This window comes from Pseudoalteromonas sp. SANK 73390 (assembly GCF_054966645.1).
Window position 1 is genome coordinate 68477 of the sequence record NZ_ARPN01000050.1, and the last position, 20973, is coordinate 89449.

Consider the following 20973-nt stretch of genomic DNA (forward strand, 5'->3'; position numbering starts at 1 on the left):
ATCCTTAGTTTAAGTCGCGTTATTAAATTTTAGAGCATTCCAAAAAGCTTCATTAGCTACTATTTCGCCATCATCATTTAATGCAGGGTAGGGTAAACCCTTTTCAATACAGCGATTAGCAATAATTGGGTGGCAGCCTTCAAACAATAAAGTATGTTTGGTGTCGGCGTCTAGCATATCATTACGATTGTACAATCCCGCTGCATCTCTTTGGCGTTGTGCTTCGTATAAAATCAGTGCAGCGGCCACAGAGACATTAAGCGACTGCACCATGCCTTGCATGGGTATCACAATGTGCTTATCAGCATGAGCGAGTGCTTTATCAGATATACCCAAGCGCTCTTGTCCTACAATAATGGCGGTAGGTAGGGTGTAATCAATGTTGCGATAATCAACCGCTTCATCACTTAAATTAGTCGCCAGTAATTGAATGCCAGGGTTTTGCTCGCGAATGGTCGCTACCGCCTCATCAATATCATCATGCATATGGGTTTCTACCCAATTTTTGCTGCCTCCAGAGGTGTTGTTGGTCAAGCGGCGCTCTTCTTGGGGCCACACAGCATGAACATGATGACATCCTACCGCGTCAGCTGTACGTACAATAGCGGATAAATTATGGTGCTTGTGTACTTCATCTAAACATACGGTTAGGTCGGTTTGGCGTCTATCTAACACTCGTTTGACGCGATGAAAACGCGTTTCTTTCATCAATTACTGCTCTTTCAATCAAAATTGCGCCGATTATACCCGCTAATCGTTAGGGGATCACCTCACGGGCAATGGGGTTTTGTAGTGAGATCAGGGTTTCGGTGGACTGAATCTCCTCAATTGTTTGAATTTTATTAATTAAAACATCTTGTAGGTGGTCGATGGTGCGTGCCATAACTTTGATAAAAATGCTGTAGTTACCAGTGGTGTAGTATGCCTCGACCACTTCTTCATAGCCTTGCAGTTGTGCAATGGTGCTGGGGTAATCTCGGGCATGCTTTAAGTTTACGCCGATAAAACAGCATACGTCATACCCTAAACGTTTGGCACTGATAGTGACTTTAGTGCCTTGAATGATGCCTGCTTGTTTCATTTTTTCAACTCGCACATGAATCGTCCCAGCACTGACGGCAAATCTTTTTGCTAATTCGGCATAAGGAGTACGGGCATTGTCCATTAAGGCGTGCAAAATTGATTTATCGAGATTATCGATCTGATAATTTTCCATGGTTATTTTGTTGGGTTTTTATTGTATCGATAAAATTTACCGCAATTTTTTAATGAGTGGTAGTGCTTATTGCTATTTTTGTTATGGGTTATTGTGTTTTTGTTGTTTTTTGTTGAAGATAAAATCAAGCCAAGAGCAAGCAGGCAAACGAATTTAAGTATTTACTGGGAATGAGGTCCTAATTATGACAAGCACATATCGTCAAACACAGCAGCAAATTAGCCGCGTTAAGCAGGTATTTTCACAGCAATTAGAAAGCGAACTAGGCTTGATTGAAGTTCAGGCCCCCATTTTGGCAAAAGTGGGTGATGGTATCCAAGATAACTTAAGTGGTACTGAAAAAGCGGTATCGGTTAAAGTTAAAGCACTGCCCGATGCGCAATTTGAGGTAGTTCACTCATTGGCTAAATGGAAGCGTAAAACCTTAGGAGATTATGGATTTGCAGTCGGTGAGGGCTTGTATACACACATGAAAGCGCTGCGCCCTGATGAAGATAAACTGTCGTCAATTCACTCTATTTATGTTGATCAGTGGGATTGGGAAAAGATTATTTGCAGCGAGTCTGAGCGTTCACTTGCAACATTAAAGCAAACGGTAGAGACATTATATCGCAGTATAAAAGCCACAGAACAGGTGGTAGCCGATGAATTTGCTTTAACACCTTTTTTGCCAGAGCAGATCACGTTTGTGCACAGTGAAGAGCTGCGTCAAATGTATCCAGATTTTAGTGCTAAGCAACGTGAAAAAGCCATAGCCCAAGAGTACGGTGCGGTATTTTTAATTGGCATAGGCGGTGAGCTTGGAGATGGAAAAATTCATGATGTCCGCGCACCTGACTACGATGATTGGTCAACCGCGACATGTGATAAATACCAAGGCCTAAACGGTGATATTTTAGTATGGAACCCAATGCTTGAAGATGCCTTTGAAATTTCATCCATGGGTATTCGTGTGTGTCCTGACGCTTTAGCAAGACAGTTAACAATAACCCAAGACGAAACCCGTTTAGCGCATGATTGGCACCAACAGCTATTAGCGGGTGACATGCCCCAAACCATTGGCGGTGGCATTGGTCAATCTCGTTTAGCCATGTTATTACTGCAAAAGCAGCATATTGCGCAAGTACAAGTGGGGGTTTGGAGTGATGAGCTAAAAGCGCAAGTAGGTGATGTTTTAAGATAAAAACGAGTGCAGGGCGGTTAAGTTACAGGCACCACCTGACCTTGGAAGTAAAGAACTCTAGATGAGTGTTTAGTAGTGCAAAGCGGCATCACTCCCTGGTGCCGTTTTTTTATACGTTAAAGCGTGATTAACACTAAGTACATCTTAACAGGGACTAAGTTTGTAACGAGTCACCCATCTTCATCAAGTAAGTGCGATGTAAAAACCGACATGCTGGGTTGCAGGTTTACACGTACTTAATTGAGAAGCGAGCTAGCAGGGCTTACCTTTTAAAAGTAAGTCCTGCTGATTTGCCAATAGGTTGTTTTGTAACTCCCTCTGCAATACCACTAGCTACTCCTTACTCCTGTAAAAACTATCGCTGGCACCTACACCGATAAAGATAAATGACGTACCTAAAGTTACCTCTAAAGCGGCCCCAAATAATGCACAAGCTACTGCTCTTGAGATTTTTTAGTTTTTTAAAGTGTAAAAATATTACCTATCAGCACACCCTTAATATCGTTCCCGCAACATCTCCAAACGATGTAGTAAATTTTTGCGCAGTGTGTCGATTTCAACGGGCTTTTGATACATCCTCGCGGCAAGCGCTAAGCAAGTGTGCTGTTAAATTGGTCAGTTAAGTTTGAGTCCATTTATAGGTCTATAGGTTAGATATGAACACGAGAAGCATATAAATAACACTATGATTTACTTCCGTGTAAATTTGTAAAAATTATACACCTTTACCTACTTTAGGTAAAGGTGGGGCAGCTCTTTAGGATGACTAAGCGCAACGCTTAAATAATCTATAAATTATTGCATTTAGGTAAGACATGCTGCGTCTTAGTTGGTTTTAAATGCTATTTCTATTTTATTGTCAACGAGGCTTGCGCTGCATGGAGGGTAACTGCGAGTGGTTTTGTATTTTCGGTCAAAAATATGAATCTCGACACCTTGATGTAATGCTTGATTTGCAACAAGTTTGGTGTTTTCTAGCAAACCATTGAGGTTTAGTTCAAGTGCTGACAGTTTATTTTCAAGTGCTTCGGCTTCTTCGCAGTAGTGCATTTGGGTAGCGCCAATTTTGGTCATCAGCTGCTGTTTCTTTTGTGCATCTTTTACGTTATCTGCTTTTTCAATGGCCTGTTGCAGGGTATTTAATTGCTCGCTGGTTTGTGTGAGTGCTTTTAAACATTCATCGGTTTCAGCGGTTATCTCAACACCGCGATGAGCTAATCGTATCGTCATTTTAGCCCCAGAATCACTGCCAATTTCACCGGCAATGACCATTTGTGCATCAAGTATTTCGCCACCAATTAGTTTGCCTTTTGGCGCGTCATCAGCACCTACTTGAAACAAGCTTTTTGCTTTAATGTTGCAGTGGTTACTCTGTCTGGCGATAAAAATATTGTTACCTTCAATGTAACTATATTGACCATGTGCTAAATGAATATCGCCTTGTGCGACTAAGCGGCATGTAAGGCCTTCGTCGTTGTTTTGATGATCTAAATGGCCAATAGCAGCTTGCTTTATGTCGATGTGGCCACCACTGATAAGCTCACCTGACTCTACAGAGCCCATCACAGTAATGTCGCCTTGTGCTTTTATTTTCATGCCGGGGGAAACGTTATGAGTCACAATAACACTGCCATTGAAATCTACATGGCCGCTACGTACATCAACATCTCCAATCGTAAAAACATCATCTACACGCATGCCATTTTGAATATCAGAAGGGCAACCTGCGATGGTAGCAACTAGCTCTAATGGGTTACTTGCTGAAATTTCCGTGCCATCACCTGCATTGAGTTCAAAGCTATCACCATCTTTGGCTTCAATAGCATCTCCGGTGACGGTAAATCCTTGCGCACCTTCTGTGGCAGGTTGTTTTGACATTAACAAGGTGCCCGGTGCTACGCTTGCTAACTTACCAAAATCGCGCATATCAACCGAACCGTCCTCACGCAATTTAGGCTGTTTTAATCGCTCTCTTAATGTTGTTACATGAGGGATGAGTTTAGCCGTTTTTCCATCTTTAGGGGGGCGGCCTCGGGCTATCACGCCATTTGCATTGGCTCCTGGTGGCAGCTCAAATTGTTTTTGTAATACTTGCTCTAAAAATGATTGTTTATAACCGCGACTAACGCCTGCCTTTATGATGACTTTTTTTGCTTGTTCTATGCTTATTTTAGCGCCGCCTTTGGCGGTAACTAAATGAGCGGTGGCAGTCATTTTATCTTCAGAGATTTCAACAGATAGTTGAGCATCTACTTTTTTAGCAACGACTAGGTTTTTTTCAGGATGGTCACTTTTGAAAAAATCATTGATGGAGTCATTGTCTACTTCACAGTCGGCATAAGGAGATTGCTCCAGCGCTTCAACAATGAAGGCTGCGTTAGGTGGATTAAGTTTAGCAACTTCTAATAAAATATTGCCGTTGTGCGCCAATTTGAACACGTTTATCACCCTTTACCTTTTAGGCCAAATGTATTAAACCACAATAAAAAAAGTATTAGTTACAGAGTGCTTAATAAATAGTATAGAGTCAAGTGCTTAAGATCAAAGTGCTGAGATTAAAAAACCGCATTAACGCGGTTTTTTTAATACTAATGCATTAGGGCGTGTTGATTTTTGCTGTATATTTTGCAGTAGGCATTCGGGTATTTGCCCAAGGCAGAGCCTGTATCCATAGTTATTTTATGTAAGTCAGGTGAAAACGTAGAAAATAACCCGCACTGCCCAAAGGACTCAATCAAAGGCTTATATTGCACTCTCATGTGCTATTAAAACATAGATTACTATGCAACATAGCCCATTTTTAGTATTGAAAGCCTTTAATTTGAACAAAATTCATAACTCAAAGAACAACATGCACTAGTTGCATCAATTTGTTGAAGGCAGTTCCATAATGCCGTCAATTTCAATTTGAGACCCTTTAGGGAGTTCTTTTACACCAATGGCAGCACGAGCTGGGTAAGGCGTTTTAAAATGCTGACTCATAACGTCGTTAACGGTCGCAAAATTGCTTAGGTCAGTTAAGAAAATATTAACTTTAACCATATCTTGCAATTTGCCGCCTGCAGCTTCACACACTGCGGTTAAGTTTTTAAAAACCTGTTGAGCTTGTTCAGCAAAGTCATCAGAAATCATTTCCATGGTCTGTGGTACAAGTGGAATTTGACCCGATAAGTAAACCGCTGTACCAACTTTTACGGCTTGATTATATGTGCCAATCGCTGCTGGTGCTTGATCAGTTGAGATAATTGCTTTGTTCATTATTAATCCTATTTCTTACGATATACGCGTTGTACATCTGGCATTACGCGAATACGGCGCATAATATTAGCGACGTGAATACGGTCTTTAACTGTAATGCCTAAATCTATAACGTATAAATTACTTTCTTTTTCGTCGGTAGCGATTTCAACGATATTTGATTGTGTACTTGCTACCACATTAGTGAGTTTTGCTAAGGCACCTTGATGATTAATGATATCGACCCTCAGTGCTGCAATATATTCTTTTTCTGGGTTATCTTCCCATTTAACAACAAAGTACTTGGAGCGTTCATTCTCCCAGCCTTTGATGTTCTTACATTCTTGGCGATGTACGTTTAGGCCTTTGCCTTGACTAACATAAGCGGTAATTGCGTCACCTGGGACAGGTCGACAGCATTTAGAGTAATTGACCAGCATACCTTCTGTTCCGATAATGGCTGCTTTGGCCTTTTTAGCAACGCTCTCAATGCCATCATCGGTTTGTAACAAACGCTTGGCAATTAATATGCTCATAATATTGCCAGTACCAATTTCTACCAATAGAGCGAGTAAAGTGGTCAGTTTATGCTCATCTAAAACGCGGTCAATTGTTTCTTGAGGAATATCATCTAACTTGCTCTCACCCAAAGCTGAGTCTAGTAAACGGCGACCAAGCTGAATTGCTTCTTCTTGATGTTGGCTCTTTAAGTAGTTGCGCACACCTAAGCGTGCTTTACCAGTAACAATAAAGTTTAGCCAAGTTGCATTTGGGTGGGCGCCTGAACTGGTAATTACTTCGACTGTTTGCCCCGTATCTAGTGCTTTACTAAGTGGGTAAGGTTTACGATTAACGCGTGCACCTACACAAGTATTACCTACGTCAGTATGTACTGCGTAGGCAAAATCAACCGCTGTTGCTCCCATTGGCAGTTCTACTATTCGGCCATCGGGCGTAAATACGTAGATCTCTTCTGGAAACAATTCTGTCTTAACATTTTCAACAAATTCAAAGGATGAGCCTGCACTTTGTTGTAACTCGAGTAAGCTTTGCATCCACTGACGCGCACGTTGCTGCGCTGTATTTCCTGAGCTATCACCTGATTTTTTATACATCCAGTGAGCAGCAACCCCTTTGTCAGCCATTTGATCCATATCGTGGGTACGAATTTGTATTTCGACAGGAATACCATGAGGACCAACCAATGAGGTATGTAGAGATTGATAGCCATTAGTTTTAGGTACGGCAATATAATCTTTAAAGCGAGTTTCAATGGGTTTATATAGGTTGTGAACCACGCCAAGTACTCGGTAGCAGGTATCAAGGTTATCAACGTTGATCCTAAAGGCGTAAATATCCATTACTTCATTGAACATCAGCTCTTTATTGAGCATTTTTTTATAAATACTATATAAATGTTTTTCGCGGCCACTGACAGCCGGTTGTATGCCTGATTCTTGCAAGCGCGATTCAATTTCAGTTTGAATATTGCTTATCACTTCTTTGCGATTACCACGAGCTTTGGCCACTTCCGATTTGAGCGCTCGGTGGCGCATCGGGTAGAGTGCTTGAAAACCCAAATCTTCAAGCTCATTTTTTATGTCATGAATACCGAGGCGATTAGCAATTGGGGCAAAGATCTCTAATGTTTCTCGTGCAATACGACGACGTTTATCAGGGCGCAGTGCACCGAGCGTGCGCATGTTATGTGTTCTATCGGCAAGCTTAATAAGAATGACACGGATATCTTGTGTCATTGCCATGATCATTTTTCGGTAGTTTTCAGCTTGAAATTGTTTTTTATCTTTAAAACTAAGCTTATCTAGCTTACTAACGCCTTCAACTAGCTCTGCTACTGTTGCACCAAAAATTTCGGCTAAATCTTGTTGGCTAAAGTCAGTATCTTCAATGACATCGTGCATCAGCGCAGCCATCAAAGTCTCATGGTCCAATCTCATGCCTGCGAGTATTTGTGTTACCTCAACAGGGTGGGTGATATATGGCTCACCGCTTGAGCGGGTTTGCCCCTCATGGGCTTCACGCGCAACAACATAAGCCTTTTGCACAAGCTCAACGTCTGCAGGTGATAAATACTCAGAAACTTTCTTTTTTAGGCCTTCAAAAAGATACATTCACACTCCAATATTTCGGTGAAGTTATCGATATGTAACGAATATACGATGAATTGAGAGAGAAACCAACGACTAGTCTAGACTTTATTTGCGAGCACTAACTGTAATTGGGGTTTTATGCCAATTTTATTAATACATTGATCATTCTAGCGAGCTAAATGACACATTAACTGCGTTAAAAATTACTAAGCCATTTATTCGTCGTAATATTTGGCTATTTATTTAATGCAATTGGTATTAATTGGACTGTAAAACAATAATGCCAGCAATAATGCTGGCATCATCATCAAAACTAAATTAGTTTTAGTTGTTACCGCCTACAATAGCTGCAACCGCTGCAAGTTCTGCAGCTTCTTGGTTTTGCTGTTCTTCACGGTCAATCACATCTAGTGAAGAATTGTTCACCAGACCTTTTTCAATTTCACGCAAAGCGATAACCGTTGGCTTATCGTTTTCAGCATCAACCATAGGATCTTTACCACCTACAGCGATTTGACGAGCGCGACGCGCTGCTACCAAGATTAAATCAAAACGGTTACCAATTGCATCTACCGCATCTTCTACAGTTACGCGAGCCATCGAAGCACTCCAAAGTTAATTTATTTCCAAAAGGCTAGTTTACTGCAAGGGAGCCAATTCGCCAATAGGGTGGTTAAAATTTATCAAAAATTAGCGTAAAAGGTCTGTTATTAAAGCGCCATGGCGTGCTTGTTGCGCTTTTAACTCCATACGAGCAGCGATCACAATGTGCTCTAATTGGCTGAGTGTCGTATCGAAGTCATCATTTACTAGCACGTAATCAAATTCATTGTAGTGAGAGCTTTCTGACTTTGCTTGTGCCATGCGTGAGGCAATGACTTCTTTTGAGTCTTGGCCTCGGCCATTAAGTCTGTTTTCAAGCTCTAGTTGTGATGGCGGTAAGATAAAAATAGTTTTAACGTCTGGTACCAACTTACGTACTTGCTGAGCACCTTGCCAATCAATATCTAAAAATACATCCAGCCCAGCATTTAATTGATTTGCAACAGCTGCTTTTGATGTACCGTAGTAATTATCAAACACTTTGGCCCATTCAAAAAAGTCATCGTTTAAGATCAAGGCATTAAAATCAGCCTCGCTCACAAAGTGGTAATGTTCACCATTATTTTCACCCGGACGGGGGCCGCGAGTAGTGTGTGAAATTGACATTTTAATGTCTTGGTGCTTTGTTAGTAAAGCCTTGATTAGGCTTGATTTTCCTGCTCCTGATGGTGAAGAAAGAATAAAAAGGTTACCATGTGTTGCTGTTGTCATAGGATGCTGCTCTTAAAATGAAGTGGCCAAGCATTGCCACAGCTAAAAACCAAGTTAAACGTGCATTTTAAACGTTGCGCTCTTCATAAGCTAGTCAGATATAACAGCAGGCGCCATGTTGCAGTTATGGGTCCAAACCTATTTGCCTGGACCTATCTGTACTTTACTCTGCTTTATAAGCTTCGCCTTGATTTATCCATTTAGCTGCAGGCATACCTTTTAGATGGTGATCAAAGTACTCCATCATGCGAATAGAAAAATCGAGCTGATTAGGGAACTGCTTTAAATGATGCGGTTCGCCTTCATATTGCAAGAAAATAGCATCCTTGTCATGGCGACGTAATGCAAGATAGTATTGAATACCCTCTTGCCATGGAACTGCCCCGTCTTCATCGCCAAACATGATTAAAATTGGCGTATTTACTTTATCAGCAAAAAATACAGGTGAATTTTCAATGTATAACTCTGGTGCTTCGACCAATGTTTTGCCAATTCGACTTTGCCCTGTTTCATATTGAAATTGACGTGCAAGACCAGACTTTAAACGAATGCCGCTATATGCTGAGGTCATATTTGATACCGGAGCGCCTGAAACAACAGCCTTAAACATATCTGTTTGTGTGACCATAAAAGCGCTTTGATAGCCTGCCCAAGAATGCCCTTGTAAGCCAATTTTATCTGGGTGAGCAATACCCATATCAATTAGTTTTTGCGCTGCATTGACCATGGTTTGTGTGGATGATGGGCCTGGTTTTCCTATCTCAAAGCGAATGTCAGGTAGGAACAACGCGTAACCATTAGAGGTAAACATAGGGAAGTTAGGCCTATGATTTAGCTCCATTTTTGGAAAGTGATACATGCGCTGACTCATATAGCGATAGAAGTAGATAACAACTGGTAGTTTGTCACCCTTCTTGTAGCCTGCGGGCTTGATGAGTACACCTTGTAAGTCTTCCCCGTCATACCCTTTGTATTGCACTAACTCTGGTTTTTGGCCCCATGCAAAATTGCTAATTTGTGGGTTCAGTGTGGTGACTTGTTGTGGCGTTTTAAAGTGGGTATCAGTTTGCCAATAATCAGGGAATTGATGATAAGTTTGTTTAGTAAATAGGAATTTATCTGCATTTTTTGCCTTTTTCACCACGTCGAAGCGTGCTTTCTCGGCAAGGACTGTTGTTACTTGATTATTACCCAGCGCAAGCTTTGCAATGTGAGTTTGCTTATTTTCAAGGTTATGGGCAGAAAGTATCAGCGTATCATTGTTGATAAAGCCGACTTTATTTTTATCGAGCACCTTAACACGATATTGTGTTTGTGTTTCTTTGCCTTGTGTTAGGCGTTTGGCTTGTTGTGAGTTAACGTTGAATGCCCAGATATCGTATTTAGAATACACATAAACGATACTGCCATCTTGTTGCCAGCCAGCAAAGCCGTAACCCGGTTGTGATTGAGGGTAGTCATGCTTATCGTTGGCAAAAATCGCATTGTGTATGGCATGGGTTAAGGGTGACTCTTTTTGAGTGTGTAATTCTTTTAACCACACTTGTTTATCTTTAAAATAAACAGCATGCTTACCTGTGGGTGATAAACTAGGTCGAAAAGGTGCTTCTTTTATGATGAGGCGTTTATTGCCATTGGCTACTTTTACAGCGTAGTAATCATCATAAAACCCCTTATACATAATCTGTTTTAAATGAGGCTGGTCGTTGCTAGCCAAAAGATATTGCGCGTTTGTATTGAGTTTAACATGGGGGGTTTTTTCGTCAGTCAGTTGTACTATATGTTGACCATTTAAATGATAAACCGCTTGGTAATGACGGTGTTTGTTGGTTTTTTCCCAAGTCTTGATTTCTCGAGGTTTTATTTCTGGGTCTTCATTGTGCCAAATTTGCAACCCTTTGTGTGCGCGGATGGTATCAATATCGGTTAAAGAGGCTTGATCGTGGTATTTCAGAGGCGTGCTTTTTGCCTCTAATAATGGACGGTTTTCAAAATATAGTCGCTTACCATCTTCAGACCACTGAATTTTAGCTGTTTTACCACTAAGCCAAGTATCTGGGTTAGTGATATTTTGGATGGTGTTTTTCGGTGCATTCCACAAAGTTAATTGATAATGACGGCGACGTGTATCCTCATTGACGTAATTACCTTGATAAAATGCCACCGTATTACCTTGCGGGTGCCAAGCAATTTGACTTACTGTGATCCCAGGTTCATCAAATAAACTATGTTGTTTAAGGTCACTTAAATCAATAAAGTTAATACGATTTTTACTGCCATCTTTGCTCAGTTGATTAAACAGTACCCCTTGACTGCTTGGGCTGATCTCATACTTGCCTACTTGCTCAATTCGCACTGTGCTGTCATTGTTTAAATTAATGATGACTAGCTGGTAGGCTTTGTCTTTTTTGTCAGTTTTGATGCTAGGTTGATCAGCTTCAACTTTTGATTTGTCTTTGTCTTTGTCTTTGTCTTTGTCTTTGCCTTCTGCGGTTTCTTTCTCTCGATATGCAAGCCACTGTCCATCATCAGACAATTGGTAATCAGCAATATTGTTAAACGTGTGCTGTTGCTTTGTTTGGGTATTTATTAAAACCAGATTTTTTGGCAGTTTCTTTTTTCTTTTTTACTGGCGGTTTCGTTATCAAGCAAAGAAGGAGTTTGCGTAAATGCTACCCAAGTAGCTGATTTGTTGATCTGTGGCTTTTTGCCATTAGGCACCTTCGCTATTAATTGATTGGTTGTTAAATTATAAACATGTCCTTCGCTATCTCCTCTATAAGGTTGGGCGGAAAACGTTAAAAACTGACCATCATCGGATAACACCGTGTTTTGTGCATAACGAAAATCAAAAACATCTTTAAACTGTAGCGCTAAGCCTGATGTAGAAGCTGTACTTGCGGTGCTGGCAATTAATATACCGGCGCTAATAAGGGAGTGAATGGGTTTCATCTTTTTTTTACTGGTTGTTGACGATAACTTGTTTTATCACAAGTTGGTTTGCTCTCTAAAGAGGCTTGCGGTAAATATAGGGATGAAGGAGATAAAAAGGCGATAATACCTTTTTATCGTATCCGAATTTATTAATAAAACTGGTATTAAGCAAGCCAGATTTTTTGTAGTTCTAGCCATTGCTTTTCAAACTGGCTGCTAGGTGATGCTTTAAAGTCGCTGCGCACAAATTGATTCATTTTACCTTCCACATATGCAAGAAATAAGTTTGCCAGTGCGCCTTCTTCAGTGGCAAATGTTTTACCTTCTCTGAGTTTACGCTCCCGTAATACCTGTTTGAACTGTGTTTCTAGTTTTTCAAATAAACTTTGCACGCGCTCTCTTAGCCTTTCTTGCTCACCTTGGAGTGCATCGCCCGTTAAAATTCGAGTGATACCAGGGTTTTTTTCTGCAAATGCTAATAGCAACATTAAAATATTGTAAATGCGACCTTGAGTCTCTTTTTCGTTTTCTAAAATAATGTTGATGCGTGAGAGTAAAGTATCTTCGATAAACTCGATGAGTCCTTCAAACATACGCGCTTTACTGGGGAAATGGCGATATAAAGCAGCTTCAGATACGCCAACTTCAGCAGCCAATTTAGCGGTAGTAATGCGTTGACCTGGGCTAGTTTCAAGCATTTGTGCGAGAGATTGTAGTATTTGCTCTTTGCGATTACTGCGTTTAGTCGCTGGCATGAACTTTCCTTTAGTTATCGTTATTATGGTCAGTGCAAACCCCAAGCAGCTCACACCTATTGCTCAGGGAGTTATGTTAATGCTTTATTCAGCTTGGTGCCAGTACTTTAAAGGGCCACTGGGAAGTGGCTAAAAATCAAGCCTTTTTGCTATTTCTAATAGCACGTTCATCGCTAAGGCCTGTTTGTCAGCGATGCCGAGTTCTACACTGTCGTCGTGCCAAAGCAAGGTGAGTGCATTATTATTAGAATTAAATCCAAGCGTTTGATCAGATACGTCGTTGGCGCAAATCATATCTAAGTTTTTGTTTTTTAATTTACCTTTCGCATATTGCTCAACATTTTGTGTTTCAGCCGCAAACCCAACAGTGTAGGGGCGGTTTTTGGTTAATCCGGCAACTTCAGCAATGATGTCAGGATTTTTGATCATAGTGATGGTCATTTCATCACCTTGCTTTTTTATTTTTTGTTCAGCAACTTGTGCAACGCGGTAATCAGCAACTGCTGCGCAGCCAATAAAAATATCTGAACTGCCCGCTAGTTTTAGTGCTGCATCACGCATTTGTATAGCACTTTCTACTGAAATTAGATTGACGCCTTGTGGGGGCTCAATGTTGACTGGCCCGGAAATTAAATTAACTTTAGCACCTAACATTAGAGCTGCGTGAGCCAATGCATAGCCCATTTTTCCAGAACTGTGATTACTAATAAACCGTACTGGGTCGAGTGGTTCTCGTGTTGGGCCCGCTGTAACGGTAATGGTAACATCGGCAAGTAATGTGGCAGGCTCTGCTGCTAAGCTCAAGTCTACCAACTTATTAGGCTCTAACATTCGACCAGCGCCAACATCACCGCACGCTTGTTCACCTTTGCCAGGCCCCCAAATTAACACGCCTCTCGCTTGCAAAGTTTTAAGGTTTTCTTGGGTTGCTGCATGGGCATACATTTGTTGGTTCATTGCTGGTGCGATTGCAACTTGCGCAGGAGTTGCTAACAATAATGTGGTGAGCAAGTCATCGGCAATGCCTTGTGCCATTTTTGCAATGATATTGCAGCTAGCGGGTGCGACTAGAATCAGGTCGGCCCATTTTGCTAATTCGATATGGCCCATTGCGGCCTCTGCGCTGGGGTCTAGGAGTGAGTCTGCAACAGGCTCACCCGAAACGGCTTGCATAGTGAGCGCTGTAATAAAGTGCTTTGCTGAGTCGGTCATGACGACTTTAACTGTACAGTCTTGTTCTTTTAATCGCCTGACAAGTTCAGCACATTTATAGGCTGCAATACCGCCGCTTATTCCTAGCACAATATTTTTATGTTGTTGGCTCATGCCCTAAATCCAAGAGTTATTAGTTTAAGTATTAAAGATAACACAGGCACTATATTGATGGCACTAGGGCGGTTTTGAATAATTTGATTTGCTCACTACACTTAATGGCAAATGGATAATCAATTCTAAGGATAAGAGATGCAAATACATGCAATACCTGTACATACACGCCCCCGTGAGAAACTACTTAATCAAGGTCCTAACGCATTAACCGATGCCGAGCTTTTGGCTATTTTTTTACGCACTGGGGTTAAGGGTATGAATGCCGTCGAGTTAGCGCAGTCTTTATTGATACAAAACAATACCCTGAGTAATTTATTTAATGCCAGTCTCAGTGATTTTTGCGCTTTTAAAGGACTCGGAGAAGCAAAATATGTACAGTTACAGGCGGTGTTAGAATTAAGTAAGCGTTATTTAAAAGAGCGTTGTGAACGAGATATATTGTTCGGCTCGCCTGAGGCTGTGACGGATTATTTAACGATTCAGTTAAGAGGGTTGGATCATGAGGTCTTTATGGCGCTGTATGTTGATAATCAAAATCGCCTTATAAAAGATGAAATACTATTTAGAGGGACCATTAATGCTGCAAGTGTGTATCCACGAGAAGTTGTTAAAGCAGCATTAAAACATAATGCCGCATCATTAATTTTTGCGCACAACCACCCATCTGGCGTTGCAGAGCCCAGTCAAGCCGATAAATTAATCACCAAAAAGTTACAAAATGCATTGGCCCTTGTTGACATTAATGTACTTGATCACCTTATTGTGGCGGGTAATCAATGTATTTCGTTTGCACAACGTGGCTTAATTTAGGGTCTGTTTTCCTTTGAGGATTAAAATTTGTTCAATCTAGGGGCGATTTAATCGCGGTGCGAGGTTTGTAACCTAGTGGGCTAAGTAAAAATCGAGCAGCAAAGAGTTAATCGCCCCTAGACAGAACCCTTTGGGCAGCGCGCGTTTGGTATTTATGCTGCGTTATCGCCTATTTATGGGGAATACCACACGACATAGGCTCTGCCTTACCTAAAAACCAAACGCGCTGCTGCAAAATTAATCTCGAAAGATAAACAGACCCTAGTGAGTTTTAGAGAATAAAGTTGCAAAAAACATCACTTTGCGGTGTTTTTTGCAAATTAGTTTAATTTAAATGCAGTTTTTGCTTTCCTAAGGGGCATTCGATCATTATAATTGGCCGCTATCAAAATTACACATGAGCTGATTAGATAGGATCAGATCCTTGATCTCTGCCTGTAGATGCTGTATAAAGAGCGCCCTCTATTTACCCCGGGGCTACGCAGTTAAGGTCCAAGGGAAAATTAAGCTCGAGCGAAGTTATTGGAGATACATAGACATGTCTAAAGTCTGTCAAGTTACAGGTAAGCGCCCAGTGGTAGGTAACCACCGTTCACACGCGCGCAACGCTACTAAGCGTCGCTTCCTACCTAACCTACAAACACACCGTTTCTGGGTTGAAAGCGAAAAACGTTTCGTTACATTACGTACTACTACTAAAGGTATGCGTATTATCGATAAAAAAGGCATCGACGCGGTATTGATTGATATCCGTGCTCGCGGCGAAAAAGTTTAAGGAGCCTGAGTCATGCGTGATAAGATCCGTTTAGTTTCAACTGCTGGTACTGGTTATTTTTACACTACCGACAAAAACAAGCGTAACATGCCTGAAAAAATGGAAATCAAAAAATACGATCCTAAGGTTCGTAAACACGTGGTTTTCAAAGAAGCAAAAATCAAGTAATTTTGCTTTTTCAGAACACTAAAAACCCAGCTTAGGCTGGGTTTTTTGTTTTTTAATTATGTCCTTATATATCATATCCCACTTATTCAGGCTTGAGTGTGATTGCTTATATATCTCTTTGCATCGGTTGCAGTTTTACATAGGTGATTGTTTGCTCGTTAGTGCTAATTGGATACTGGTGAATACAATCTTCATGTTCAGGCATTACTTGCAGCTCTTATTATTGACTAATGATTATGACATCTCGTGCATAATTCTTTCAATATCAAGGCGGTTTTATACAGTACTAGCGCCCTATTGCAACTGAAAGCAACGCCTATAGTGAGTAAAATAGCTTTACTTAGCAAATAAGTAGTAATGGAAAGTTAAAAAGGTACATGGCCCAAATAGTGCTTAACAATCCGTTGATAGTGGCCCTCGTGTTTAAATTGTTCAAGTTCTTGATTGAATGCATCCCGAAGTGATTTATTTTGAAATGCAACACTGGCACTCACTGGTGGAATAAGCTTGTGCTCTTTCAACTGAACGATTGACTTTTCTTTATTATATAAGCGATAAAAGTAATAAAATATGTACTTATCGAGAACAGCAAAATCAAACCAGCCTTTGCTAAGCAGCATTGGTATCACTGACACTTTTGGTTGACTCGACATAGTCAGCTAGCTTTGACATTGCTTTAAATTTATCGCCGAAATATCCAAGTGCACCTTGAAAAGTAATAACTGAAAACTTAGCAAGATCAGAAACTTTGGCTGGTGTTAGATTGACGCCTTTGAGTGAAAATACCATGGGTTTGTAGGTAATAATAGGGTCGCTGAGATAAGAGCGCCTACCATCTTTAGTTTGAAAAATCGGGGACATCAAATCGGCTTCAGCTGTTTTTACTAACGACCCAGTGGTACAAGAAGAAGTTTTACATCATACCCTAAGCGGTTGAGTATTATTTTAGTCACATCAATGTCAATTCCACGTATGTGTCATTGCTAATAGTATGTGATGGGCATCACTACATTACTAATGTGAGAGTGCGTGCAACAAGCAATGCGGAGCAGCACATCAGATAAGCTGACGCGCAATATTTTATAATAACTTTCAGGGTTGATATCGTTATTACGGCCACTTTTTGTGTAAAACAGCTTCATATTTGATGATTACAGTCCTTAGACTTTAATACAAAGCCATCACTATATGGCTTTTTCCGGTTTGTTATTTTAATACTTAATTGTCAGATATGAATTTGAGCAAGGCATCTTCAGGCATAGGTTTAGCATAATAATAGCCTTGGCCAAAATCGCAGCCAGCTGATAGTAAAAGCTGATGCTGCTCATACGTTTCGATCCCCTCTGCAATAACTAATATGCCAAGTTGATGTGCCATCATGATCATAGCTTCACAGAGCGCAAGGTCGTCTTTACTATTTGCAATACCATCAACAAAGCGCTTATCAATTTTAATATAGTCGGTATCCATTTGTTTAAGATACGCTAATGACGAATAACCGGTACCAAAGTCATCTAATGCCAGAGAAAACCCTTGCGCAGTAAGTGCATTTAAGCGCTTTTGAGTACGCGGCTGGGCATTCATCACTAATCCTTCGGTGATCTCAATAACAATATCTTGTGCTTGCAAATTAAGTGTCTGTAATTGCTTATACCATTTACTTAAATGGCATATTTTAGATGTAAATTGCACCGGAGACACATTAATGCTCAGTTGAAGTTGTTTACCCGTCGCTTGTACTTTAGTTAACGTATTGCAAGCAGTTGTGAAGATAAACTCCCCCATTTTGTGTATGAGCTGAGTTTCTTCCGCAAGCGGAATAAAGCTATCAGGGCGGATCAGCCCTTGTTGTGGGTGTTGCCAGCGTATTAATGCTTCTGCTTTACATACTTTTTGAGTTTTTAAATCAACGATGGGCTGATAAAACATACAAAACTGCTGGTCTTGTTGCGCAACACGTAAATCTTTGAGTAGTCGCATACGACTTTCTGCATGTTCGCGCATTTCATTACTGAAAAAAGCATAACCGCTGCGCCCTTGTTGTTTTGCTTGATACATGGCTTGGTCTGCCGCTTTTAGCAAGTGTTCACTACTGGTACCATCTCCAGGAGAGCGTGCAATTCCGATACTGGCGCTGATATGAAATGATTCATTACCAATATTTATTTTTGACTGTAATTGCTTAAGTACTTTGTCAGCCAACTCTATCAGTGTGTTGTCATCTCCTAGATAGTGAGTCACAAGCACAAACTCGTCGCCACCTATTCGAGAAACCAAACTGCAAAGAGGACTGAGCAGATTAAGTCGGTTGGCAACTTCTGTTAGCAGTTGGTCACCATAAAAATGGCCAAGGGTGTCGTTGATGTCTTTAAAGTGATCTAAGTCGAGCAATAAAATAGCTAGCTGTTGCTTTCCTTGGTTCAATCGGCTTTTTAAATGGCGTTTTAGCTGAGTGCGATTGGCCAACTCTGTGAGCTGATCATAGTGAGCTTGACGCCAAATTAACTCATCTTGCTGTTTTTTTTCGGTAATATCAGTAAATATAGCAACGCGGCGATAGGGCTCAGCATTACTGTCGTAAACGCTATTAATGGTTAGCCATTCAGTAAATAGTTCGCCATTTTTTCGGCGGTTAACTATTTCGCCTTGCCATTTACCGTGATTTTCTAGTTGTTGCCACATATTGGTATAAAATGACTGTTCATGTTTGCCTGACCCTAACACTGCGGTGGTCTTACCTACGACTTCAGAACGTTTGTAACCAGTAACATGACTAAATGCAGGGTTAGTATCTAGAATGTAGCCATTGGCATCTGTGATCACCATTCCTTCACTGCTATTGTTATAGACCAAAGCTGCAAGGTTTATGGCTTCTTCTTGTTTCTTGCGTTGACTGATGTCACGAACGACTAAAATTGCTTGCGCATGGTCGAGGATTGGGCTCAAGCGGCACTCAAAAACGTGACGTTTGTTATTCTCAACAATTGAAAATTCCAACTGACAATGTGAATGAGCACTAAGCTCTGCAAGGTGCTTGAGTAAGCGTTGATAAATATGCTCTGGGAAAATGTGCGCTAATACAGAGGCGCGTTTTGCAAATTCTCCATGGCGCATCAAAATATTACCTTGCCTATCTAATCGTAGATAGCTATCTGGTAGTGATGCTAATAAGGCACTTAGCTCAGCATGTTTATGAGAGAGGGCTGACTCAATACTCAAACGGATATTTGCCATTTGTTCAAACCGCAAAGCGATAGCATTAAATTCTGGGGTTTGTGATTTTTGAGACCAACGTACGGGCTGCCCTTGAGATAGGCTTTCAATGGCATTGAGCAAGTTTTGCAGCGGTTTTAGAATGACTCGCTGTAAGCGCCAATGTGCTTGCCAAATTAATAAAGCAATAGCCAACACAAATAATAATAAAGTAATGGCAACTTCTTTATTTGCTTGTGTAATTGCTTCTTCAAAAGGCAACGAAACATGGACGGCTAAAGAGTTTTGAGTATCACTGATAGCTAAAGGGAGCGTAAAGTAGATACGACGATGCCCATTGTCATCATTTAATATATGTGTTTGGTTTGATGCTAAAGTTGGCCAACTGGCATTGCTTGGCGTACCTAATAATGCTGGGTTAAATGGTGATTGCGCAATGATGTTTTGATTGACGTCACTTAACATCACTTGGCTACCTTGTGGCAGGGGTAATTTGGCCAAGGTGTGACTCCATCTGTCTAGAGGTTTTACAGCAACTAAGATTGATAGAATCGCATTATTATTATCAAATACGGGCATTGCAAAATTAACGGTTGCTCGGTTTACTGAGCGATCTTGTTGGAACTGGCCAATGGTAAATTGCTCCAATGACAAAGCTTTTTGAAAGTATTCGCGATCAGTGATGTTGATAGCACGAGTACCTGTTTGCAAAGAACAGATGACGTCACCATTGGGTGCGACAATGCCAATATTGGCAATATTGGCGGATAATAACCGTGCATGTGAGAGCAAATCTGGACACTGACCATAGGTTAGATTACGTACACTTTCATGGTTAGCAAGCTGGGTTAACAACGCCTTCGTATCATTAATTTCAGTACTTTGTACTGCTACGATATGCTTTGCCAGTAGCAGTGCATGATGCTCGCTTTGCTCTAATATTTCGGCTCGTTCACCTAATAGTTGTGCAAATATCACTAGAAGGCCAGGAACACAAATAAGAAACAGCAAACGATAGAAGCGTTGCGGTATTGATAAATTAGAAATAATCACACCTAGAAGTACCAGTAAAACGATCTTGTATAATACTAAACTGTGACTCTATGCGCCAAGTAATTAGGTGTTTTTTATTAAATATTTACACCATTTCGGTGCACACGATCTATGCGTTTTAAGTAGTCAAAAATAAAATTTATTATTTTCCTGCGGATAAAATACGGTAATTTTTCTGTTAGGAAGTCGTGGATTTTAACAGTTCCCACTTTTTTCCACCTAATTCATACACTTTCACTAAACCCGCATTTTTTCTGGCCTCAAAAGCAATAGCAAAGCTCATATTTGCTTGACATAAAGTGCTGTCAAGCCCTAAACTGTACTATCGTGGTAAAAAGTGGTTTTTAGTGGATCAAATTGGATCTTGAACGCTAAGCGAGGTTGAGGTTGGTTTTTTAATGTTCAAAGGTGCAAGCTCATTGAGCTTAGATGACAAAGGTCGTTTTGCGGTACCAACCAAGTACCGACAACAGTTGCTGTCTGAAGAGCAGGGCGCACTGATCTGCACTATTGCTATTAATGAACCATGTTTATGGCTTTATCCCATGAGCGAATGGTATGAAATCGAAGCTCGCTTACAAAAACTATCCAATATGAACCCCAGAGCAAGGCGTTTGCAGCGTATGTTACTGGGCCACGCTACTGAATATCAACTAGACAAAAATGGTCGTATTTTATTGGCACCTTCATTGCGCACCCATGCTGGATTGAGCAAGAAGGTTATGCTGGTTGGGCTGTTAAATAAGTTTGAGATCTGGGACGAAGATCGCTGGCATCAACAGATGCAACTTGACACTGAACTTGAACGTGGTGGTGAGTTTGAAGCGTCTCCAGAACTTGATAATTTCTCGCTGTAATTGAAAGTAAGGCAAAAT

General features: G+C 40.8%; 18 protein-coding genes and 1 pseudogene. 6 read left to right on the top strand and 13 right to left on the bottom strand.

Features of this window, described 5'->3' with window-relative positions; translation table 11 throughout:
- Positions 1–9 precede the first annotated feature (9 nt).
- Together trmH and asnC are read right to left on the bottom strand one after the other, a co-directional pair.
- A complete protein-coding gene (gene trmH, locus SANK73390_RS06565) occupies positions 10–708 on the bottom strand; it encodes a tRNA (guanosine(18)-2'-O)-methyltransferase TrmH (protein WP_462764802.1) in 699 nt (232 codons plus the stop codon).
- Positions 709–757: 49 nt separating this feature from the next.
- On the bottom strand, positions 758–1216 hold the full coding sequence (asnC, locus tag SANK73390_RS06570) for a transcriptional regulator AsnC (RefSeq protein WP_462764804.1): 459 nt from the start codon (positions 1214–1216) through the stop codon (positions 758–760).
- A gap of 184 nt (positions 1217–1400) precedes the next feature.
- On the opposite strand from asnC, the gene asnA reads away from it, so the two are divergent.
- Positions 1401–2399 (top strand): aspartate--ammonia ligase, encoded by a 999-nt coding sequence (gene asnA, locus SANK73390_RS06575; RefSeq protein WP_462764806.1) that lies wholly within the window; start codon positions 1401–1403, stop codon positions 2397–2399.
- An 825-nt stretch (positions 2400–3224) separates the two neighbouring features.
- Here the strand turns inward: asnA and SANK73390_RS06580 are convergent.
- The 7 genes and pseudogenes from SANK73390_RS06580 to slmA all read right to left on the bottom strand — a co-directional run bounded on the left by SANK73390_RS06580 (position 3225) and on the right by slmA (position 12750).
- Positions 3225–4838: a DUF342 domain-containing protein gene (locus tag SANK73390_RS06580; RefSeq protein WP_462764808.1), complete on the bottom strand. Its 1614-nt coding sequence runs from the start codon at positions 4836–4838 to the stop codon at positions 3225–3227.
- A gap of 426 nt (positions 4839–5264) precedes the next feature.
- The gene (locus tag SANK73390_RS06585) at positions 5265–5657 is read right to left on the bottom strand and encodes a RidA family protein (protein ID WP_462764810.1); all 393 of its coding nucleotides are present in this window, start codon (positions 5655–5657) and stop codon (positions 5265–5267) included.
- 8 nt (positions 5658–5665) lie between these two features.
- A complete protein-coding gene (spoT, locus tag SANK73390_RS06590; protein WP_462764812.1) occupies positions 5666–7768 on the bottom strand; it encodes a bifunctional GTP diphosphokinase/guanosine-3',5'-bis pyrophosphate 3'-pyrophosphohydrolase in 2103 nt (700 codons plus the stop codon).
- Positions 7769–8071: 303 nt separating this feature from the next.
- Entirely contained in the window at positions 8072–8347 is a 276-nt protein-coding gene (gene rpoZ, locus SANK73390_RS06595) for a DNA-directed RNA polymerase subunit omega (RefSeq protein ID WP_152087169.1), read from the bottom strand.
- Positions 8348–8437: 90 nt separating this feature from the next.
- Positions 8438–9061 (bottom strand): guanylate kinase, encoded by a 624-nt coding sequence (gene gmk / locus SANK73390_RS06600; protein WP_462764814.1) that lies wholly within the window; start codon positions 9059–9061, stop codon positions 8438–8440.
- A 163-nt stretch (positions 9062–9224) separates the two neighbouring features.
- Positions 9225–12013 (bottom strand): annotated as a pseudogene (locus tag SANK73390_RS06605) (S9 family peptidase).
- Positions 12014–12159: 146 nt separating this feature from the next.
- The gene (gene slmA / locus SANK73390_RS06610; RefSeq protein ID WP_462764815.1) at positions 12160–12750 is read right to left on the bottom strand and encodes a nucleoid occlusion factor SlmA; all 591 of its coding nucleotides are present in this window, start codon (positions 12748–12750) and stop codon (positions 12160–12162) included.
- On the opposite strand from slmA, the gene SANK73390_RS06615 reads away from it, so the two are divergent.
- A complete protein-coding gene (locus SANK73390_RS06615; protein ID WP_462764817.1) occupies positions 12749–12883 on the top strand; it encodes a hypothetical protein in 135 nt (44 codons plus the stop codon). The genes slmA and SANK73390_RS06615 overlap by 2 nt on opposite strands.
- Here the strand turns inward: SANK73390_RS06615 and coaBC are convergent.
- A complete protein-coding gene (gene coaBC, locus SANK73390_RS06620) occupies positions 12880–14076 on the bottom strand; it encodes a bifunctional phosphopantothenoylcysteine decarboxylase/phosphopantothenate--cysteine ligase CoaBC (protein WP_462764819.1) in 1197 nt (398 codons plus the stop codon). The two genes, SANK73390_RS06615 and coaBC, sit on opposite strands and share 4 nt — an antisense overlap.
- A 138-nt stretch (positions 14077–14214) precedes the next feature.
- On the opposite strand from coaBC, the gene radC reads away from it, so the two are divergent.
- From radC to rpmG, 3 genes are all read left to right on the top strand, one after another.
- A complete protein-coding gene (radC, locus tag SANK73390_RS06625; RefSeq protein WP_261593178.1) occupies positions 14215–14889 on the top strand; it encodes a RadC family protein in 675 nt (224 codons plus the stop codon).
- Between the two features lie 538 nt (positions 14890–15427).
- On the top strand, positions 15428–15664 hold the full coding sequence (rpmB, locus tag SANK73390_RS06630) for a 50S ribosomal protein L28 (RefSeq protein ID WP_261593176.1): 237 nt from the start codon (positions 15428–15430) through the stop codon (positions 15662–15664).
- Positions 15665–15676: 12 nt separating this feature from the next.
- Complete coding sequence (rpmG, locus tag SANK73390_RS06635) at positions 15677–15832, top strand: 50S ribosomal protein L33 (RefSeq protein ID WP_152087164.1); 156 nt, start codon at positions 15677–15679, stop codon at positions 15830–15832.
- A gap of 365 nt (positions 15833–16197) precedes the next feature.
- Here rpmG and SANK73390_RS06640 read toward each other — a convergent pair whose 3' ends face one another.
- From SANK73390_RS06640 to SANK73390_RS06650, 3 genes are all read right to left on the bottom strand, one after another.
- Positions 16198–16485: a hypothetical protein gene (locus SANK73390_RS06640; RefSeq protein ID WP_462764821.1), complete on the bottom strand. Its 288-nt coding sequence runs from the start codon at positions 16483–16485 to the stop codon at positions 16198–16200.
- Positions 16442–16693: a hypothetical protein gene (locus tag SANK73390_RS06645; RefSeq protein WP_462764823.1), complete on the bottom strand. Its 252-nt coding sequence runs from the start codon at positions 16691–16693 to the stop codon at positions 16442–16444. The genes SANK73390_RS06640 and SANK73390_RS06645 overlap by 44 nt, the downstream gene beginning before the upstream one ends.
- 357 nt (positions 16694–17050) lie before the next feature.
- On the bottom strand, positions 17051–20023 hold the full coding sequence (locus SANK73390_RS06650) for an EAL domain-containing protein (RefSeq protein ID WP_462764825.1): 2973 nt from the start codon (positions 20021–20023) through the stop codon (positions 17051–17053).
- A gap of 473 nt (positions 20024–20496) precedes the next feature.
- On the opposite strand from SANK73390_RS06650, the gene mraZ reads away from it, so the two are divergent.
- On the top strand, positions 20497–20955 hold the full coding sequence (gene mraZ / locus SANK73390_RS06655) for a division/cell wall cluster transcriptional repressor MraZ (protein ID WP_261594532.1): 459 nt from the start codon (positions 20497–20499) through the stop codon (positions 20953–20955).
- Positions 20956–20973: the final 18 nt, after the last annotated feature.

Excerpts from the sequence above, each read along its gene's own strand:
- trmH (WP_462764802.1), bottom strand. The coding sequence starts at position 708 with ATGAAAGAAACGCGTTTTCATCGCGTCAAACGAGTGTTAGATAGACGC.
- asnC (WP_462764804.1), bottom strand. The coding sequence starts at position 1,216 with ATGGAAAATTATCAGATCGATAATCTCGATAAATCAATTTTGCACGCC.
- asnA (WP_462764806.1), top strand. The coding sequence starts at position 1,401 with ATGACAAGCACATATCGTCAAACACAGCAGCAAATTAGCCGCGTTAAG.
- SANK73390_RS06585 (WP_462764810.1), bottom strand. The coding sequence starts at position 5,657 with ATGAACAAAGCAATTATCTCAACTGATCAAGCACCAGCAGCGATTGGC.
- spoT (WP_462764812.1), bottom strand. The coding sequence starts at position 7,768 with ATGTATCTTTTTGAAGGCCTAAAAAAGAAAGTTTCTGAGTATTTATCA.
- rpoZ (WP_152087169.1), bottom strand. The coding sequence starts at position 8,347 with ATGGCTCGCGTAACTGTAGAAGATGCGGTAGATGCAATTGGTAACCGT.
- gmk (WP_462764814.1), bottom strand. The coding sequence starts at position 9,061 with ATGACAACAGCAACACATGGTAACCTTTTTATTCTTTCTTCACCATCA.
- SANK73390_RS06615 (WP_462764817.1), top strand. The coding sequence starts at position 12,749 with ATGAACTTTCCTTTAGTTATCGTTATTATGGTCAGTGCAAACCCCAAG.
- slmA (WP_462764815.1), bottom strand. The coding sequence starts at position 12,750 with ATGCCAGCGACTAAACGCAGTAATCGCAAAGAGCAAATACTACAATCT.
- coaBC (WP_462764819.1), bottom strand. The coding sequence starts at position 14,076 with ATGAGCCAACAACATAAAAATATTGTGCTAGGAATAAGCGGCGGTATT.
- radC (WP_261593178.1), top strand. The coding sequence starts at position 14,215 with ATGCAAATACATGCAATACCTGTACATACACGCCCCCGTGAGAAACTA.
- rpmB (WP_261593176.1), top strand. The coding sequence starts at position 15,428 with ATGTCTAAAGTCTGTCAAGTTACAGGTAAGCGCCCAGTGGTAGGTAAC.
- rpmG (WP_152087164.1), top strand. The coding sequence starts at position 15,677 with ATGCGTGATAAGATCCGTTTAGTTTCAACTGCTGGTACTGGTTATTTT.
- SANK73390_RS06640 (WP_462764821.1), bottom strand. The coding sequence starts at position 16,485 with ATGTCGAGTCAACCAAAAGTGTCAGTGATACCAATGCTGCTTAGCAAA.
- SANK73390_RS06645 (WP_462764823.1), bottom strand. The coding sequence starts at position 16,693 with ATGTCCCCGATTTTTCAAACTAAAGATGGTAGGCGCTCTTATCTCAGC.
- mraZ (WP_261594532.1), top strand. The coding sequence starts at position 20,497 with ATGTTCAAAGGTGCAAGCTCATTGAGCTTAGATGACAAAGGTCGTTTT.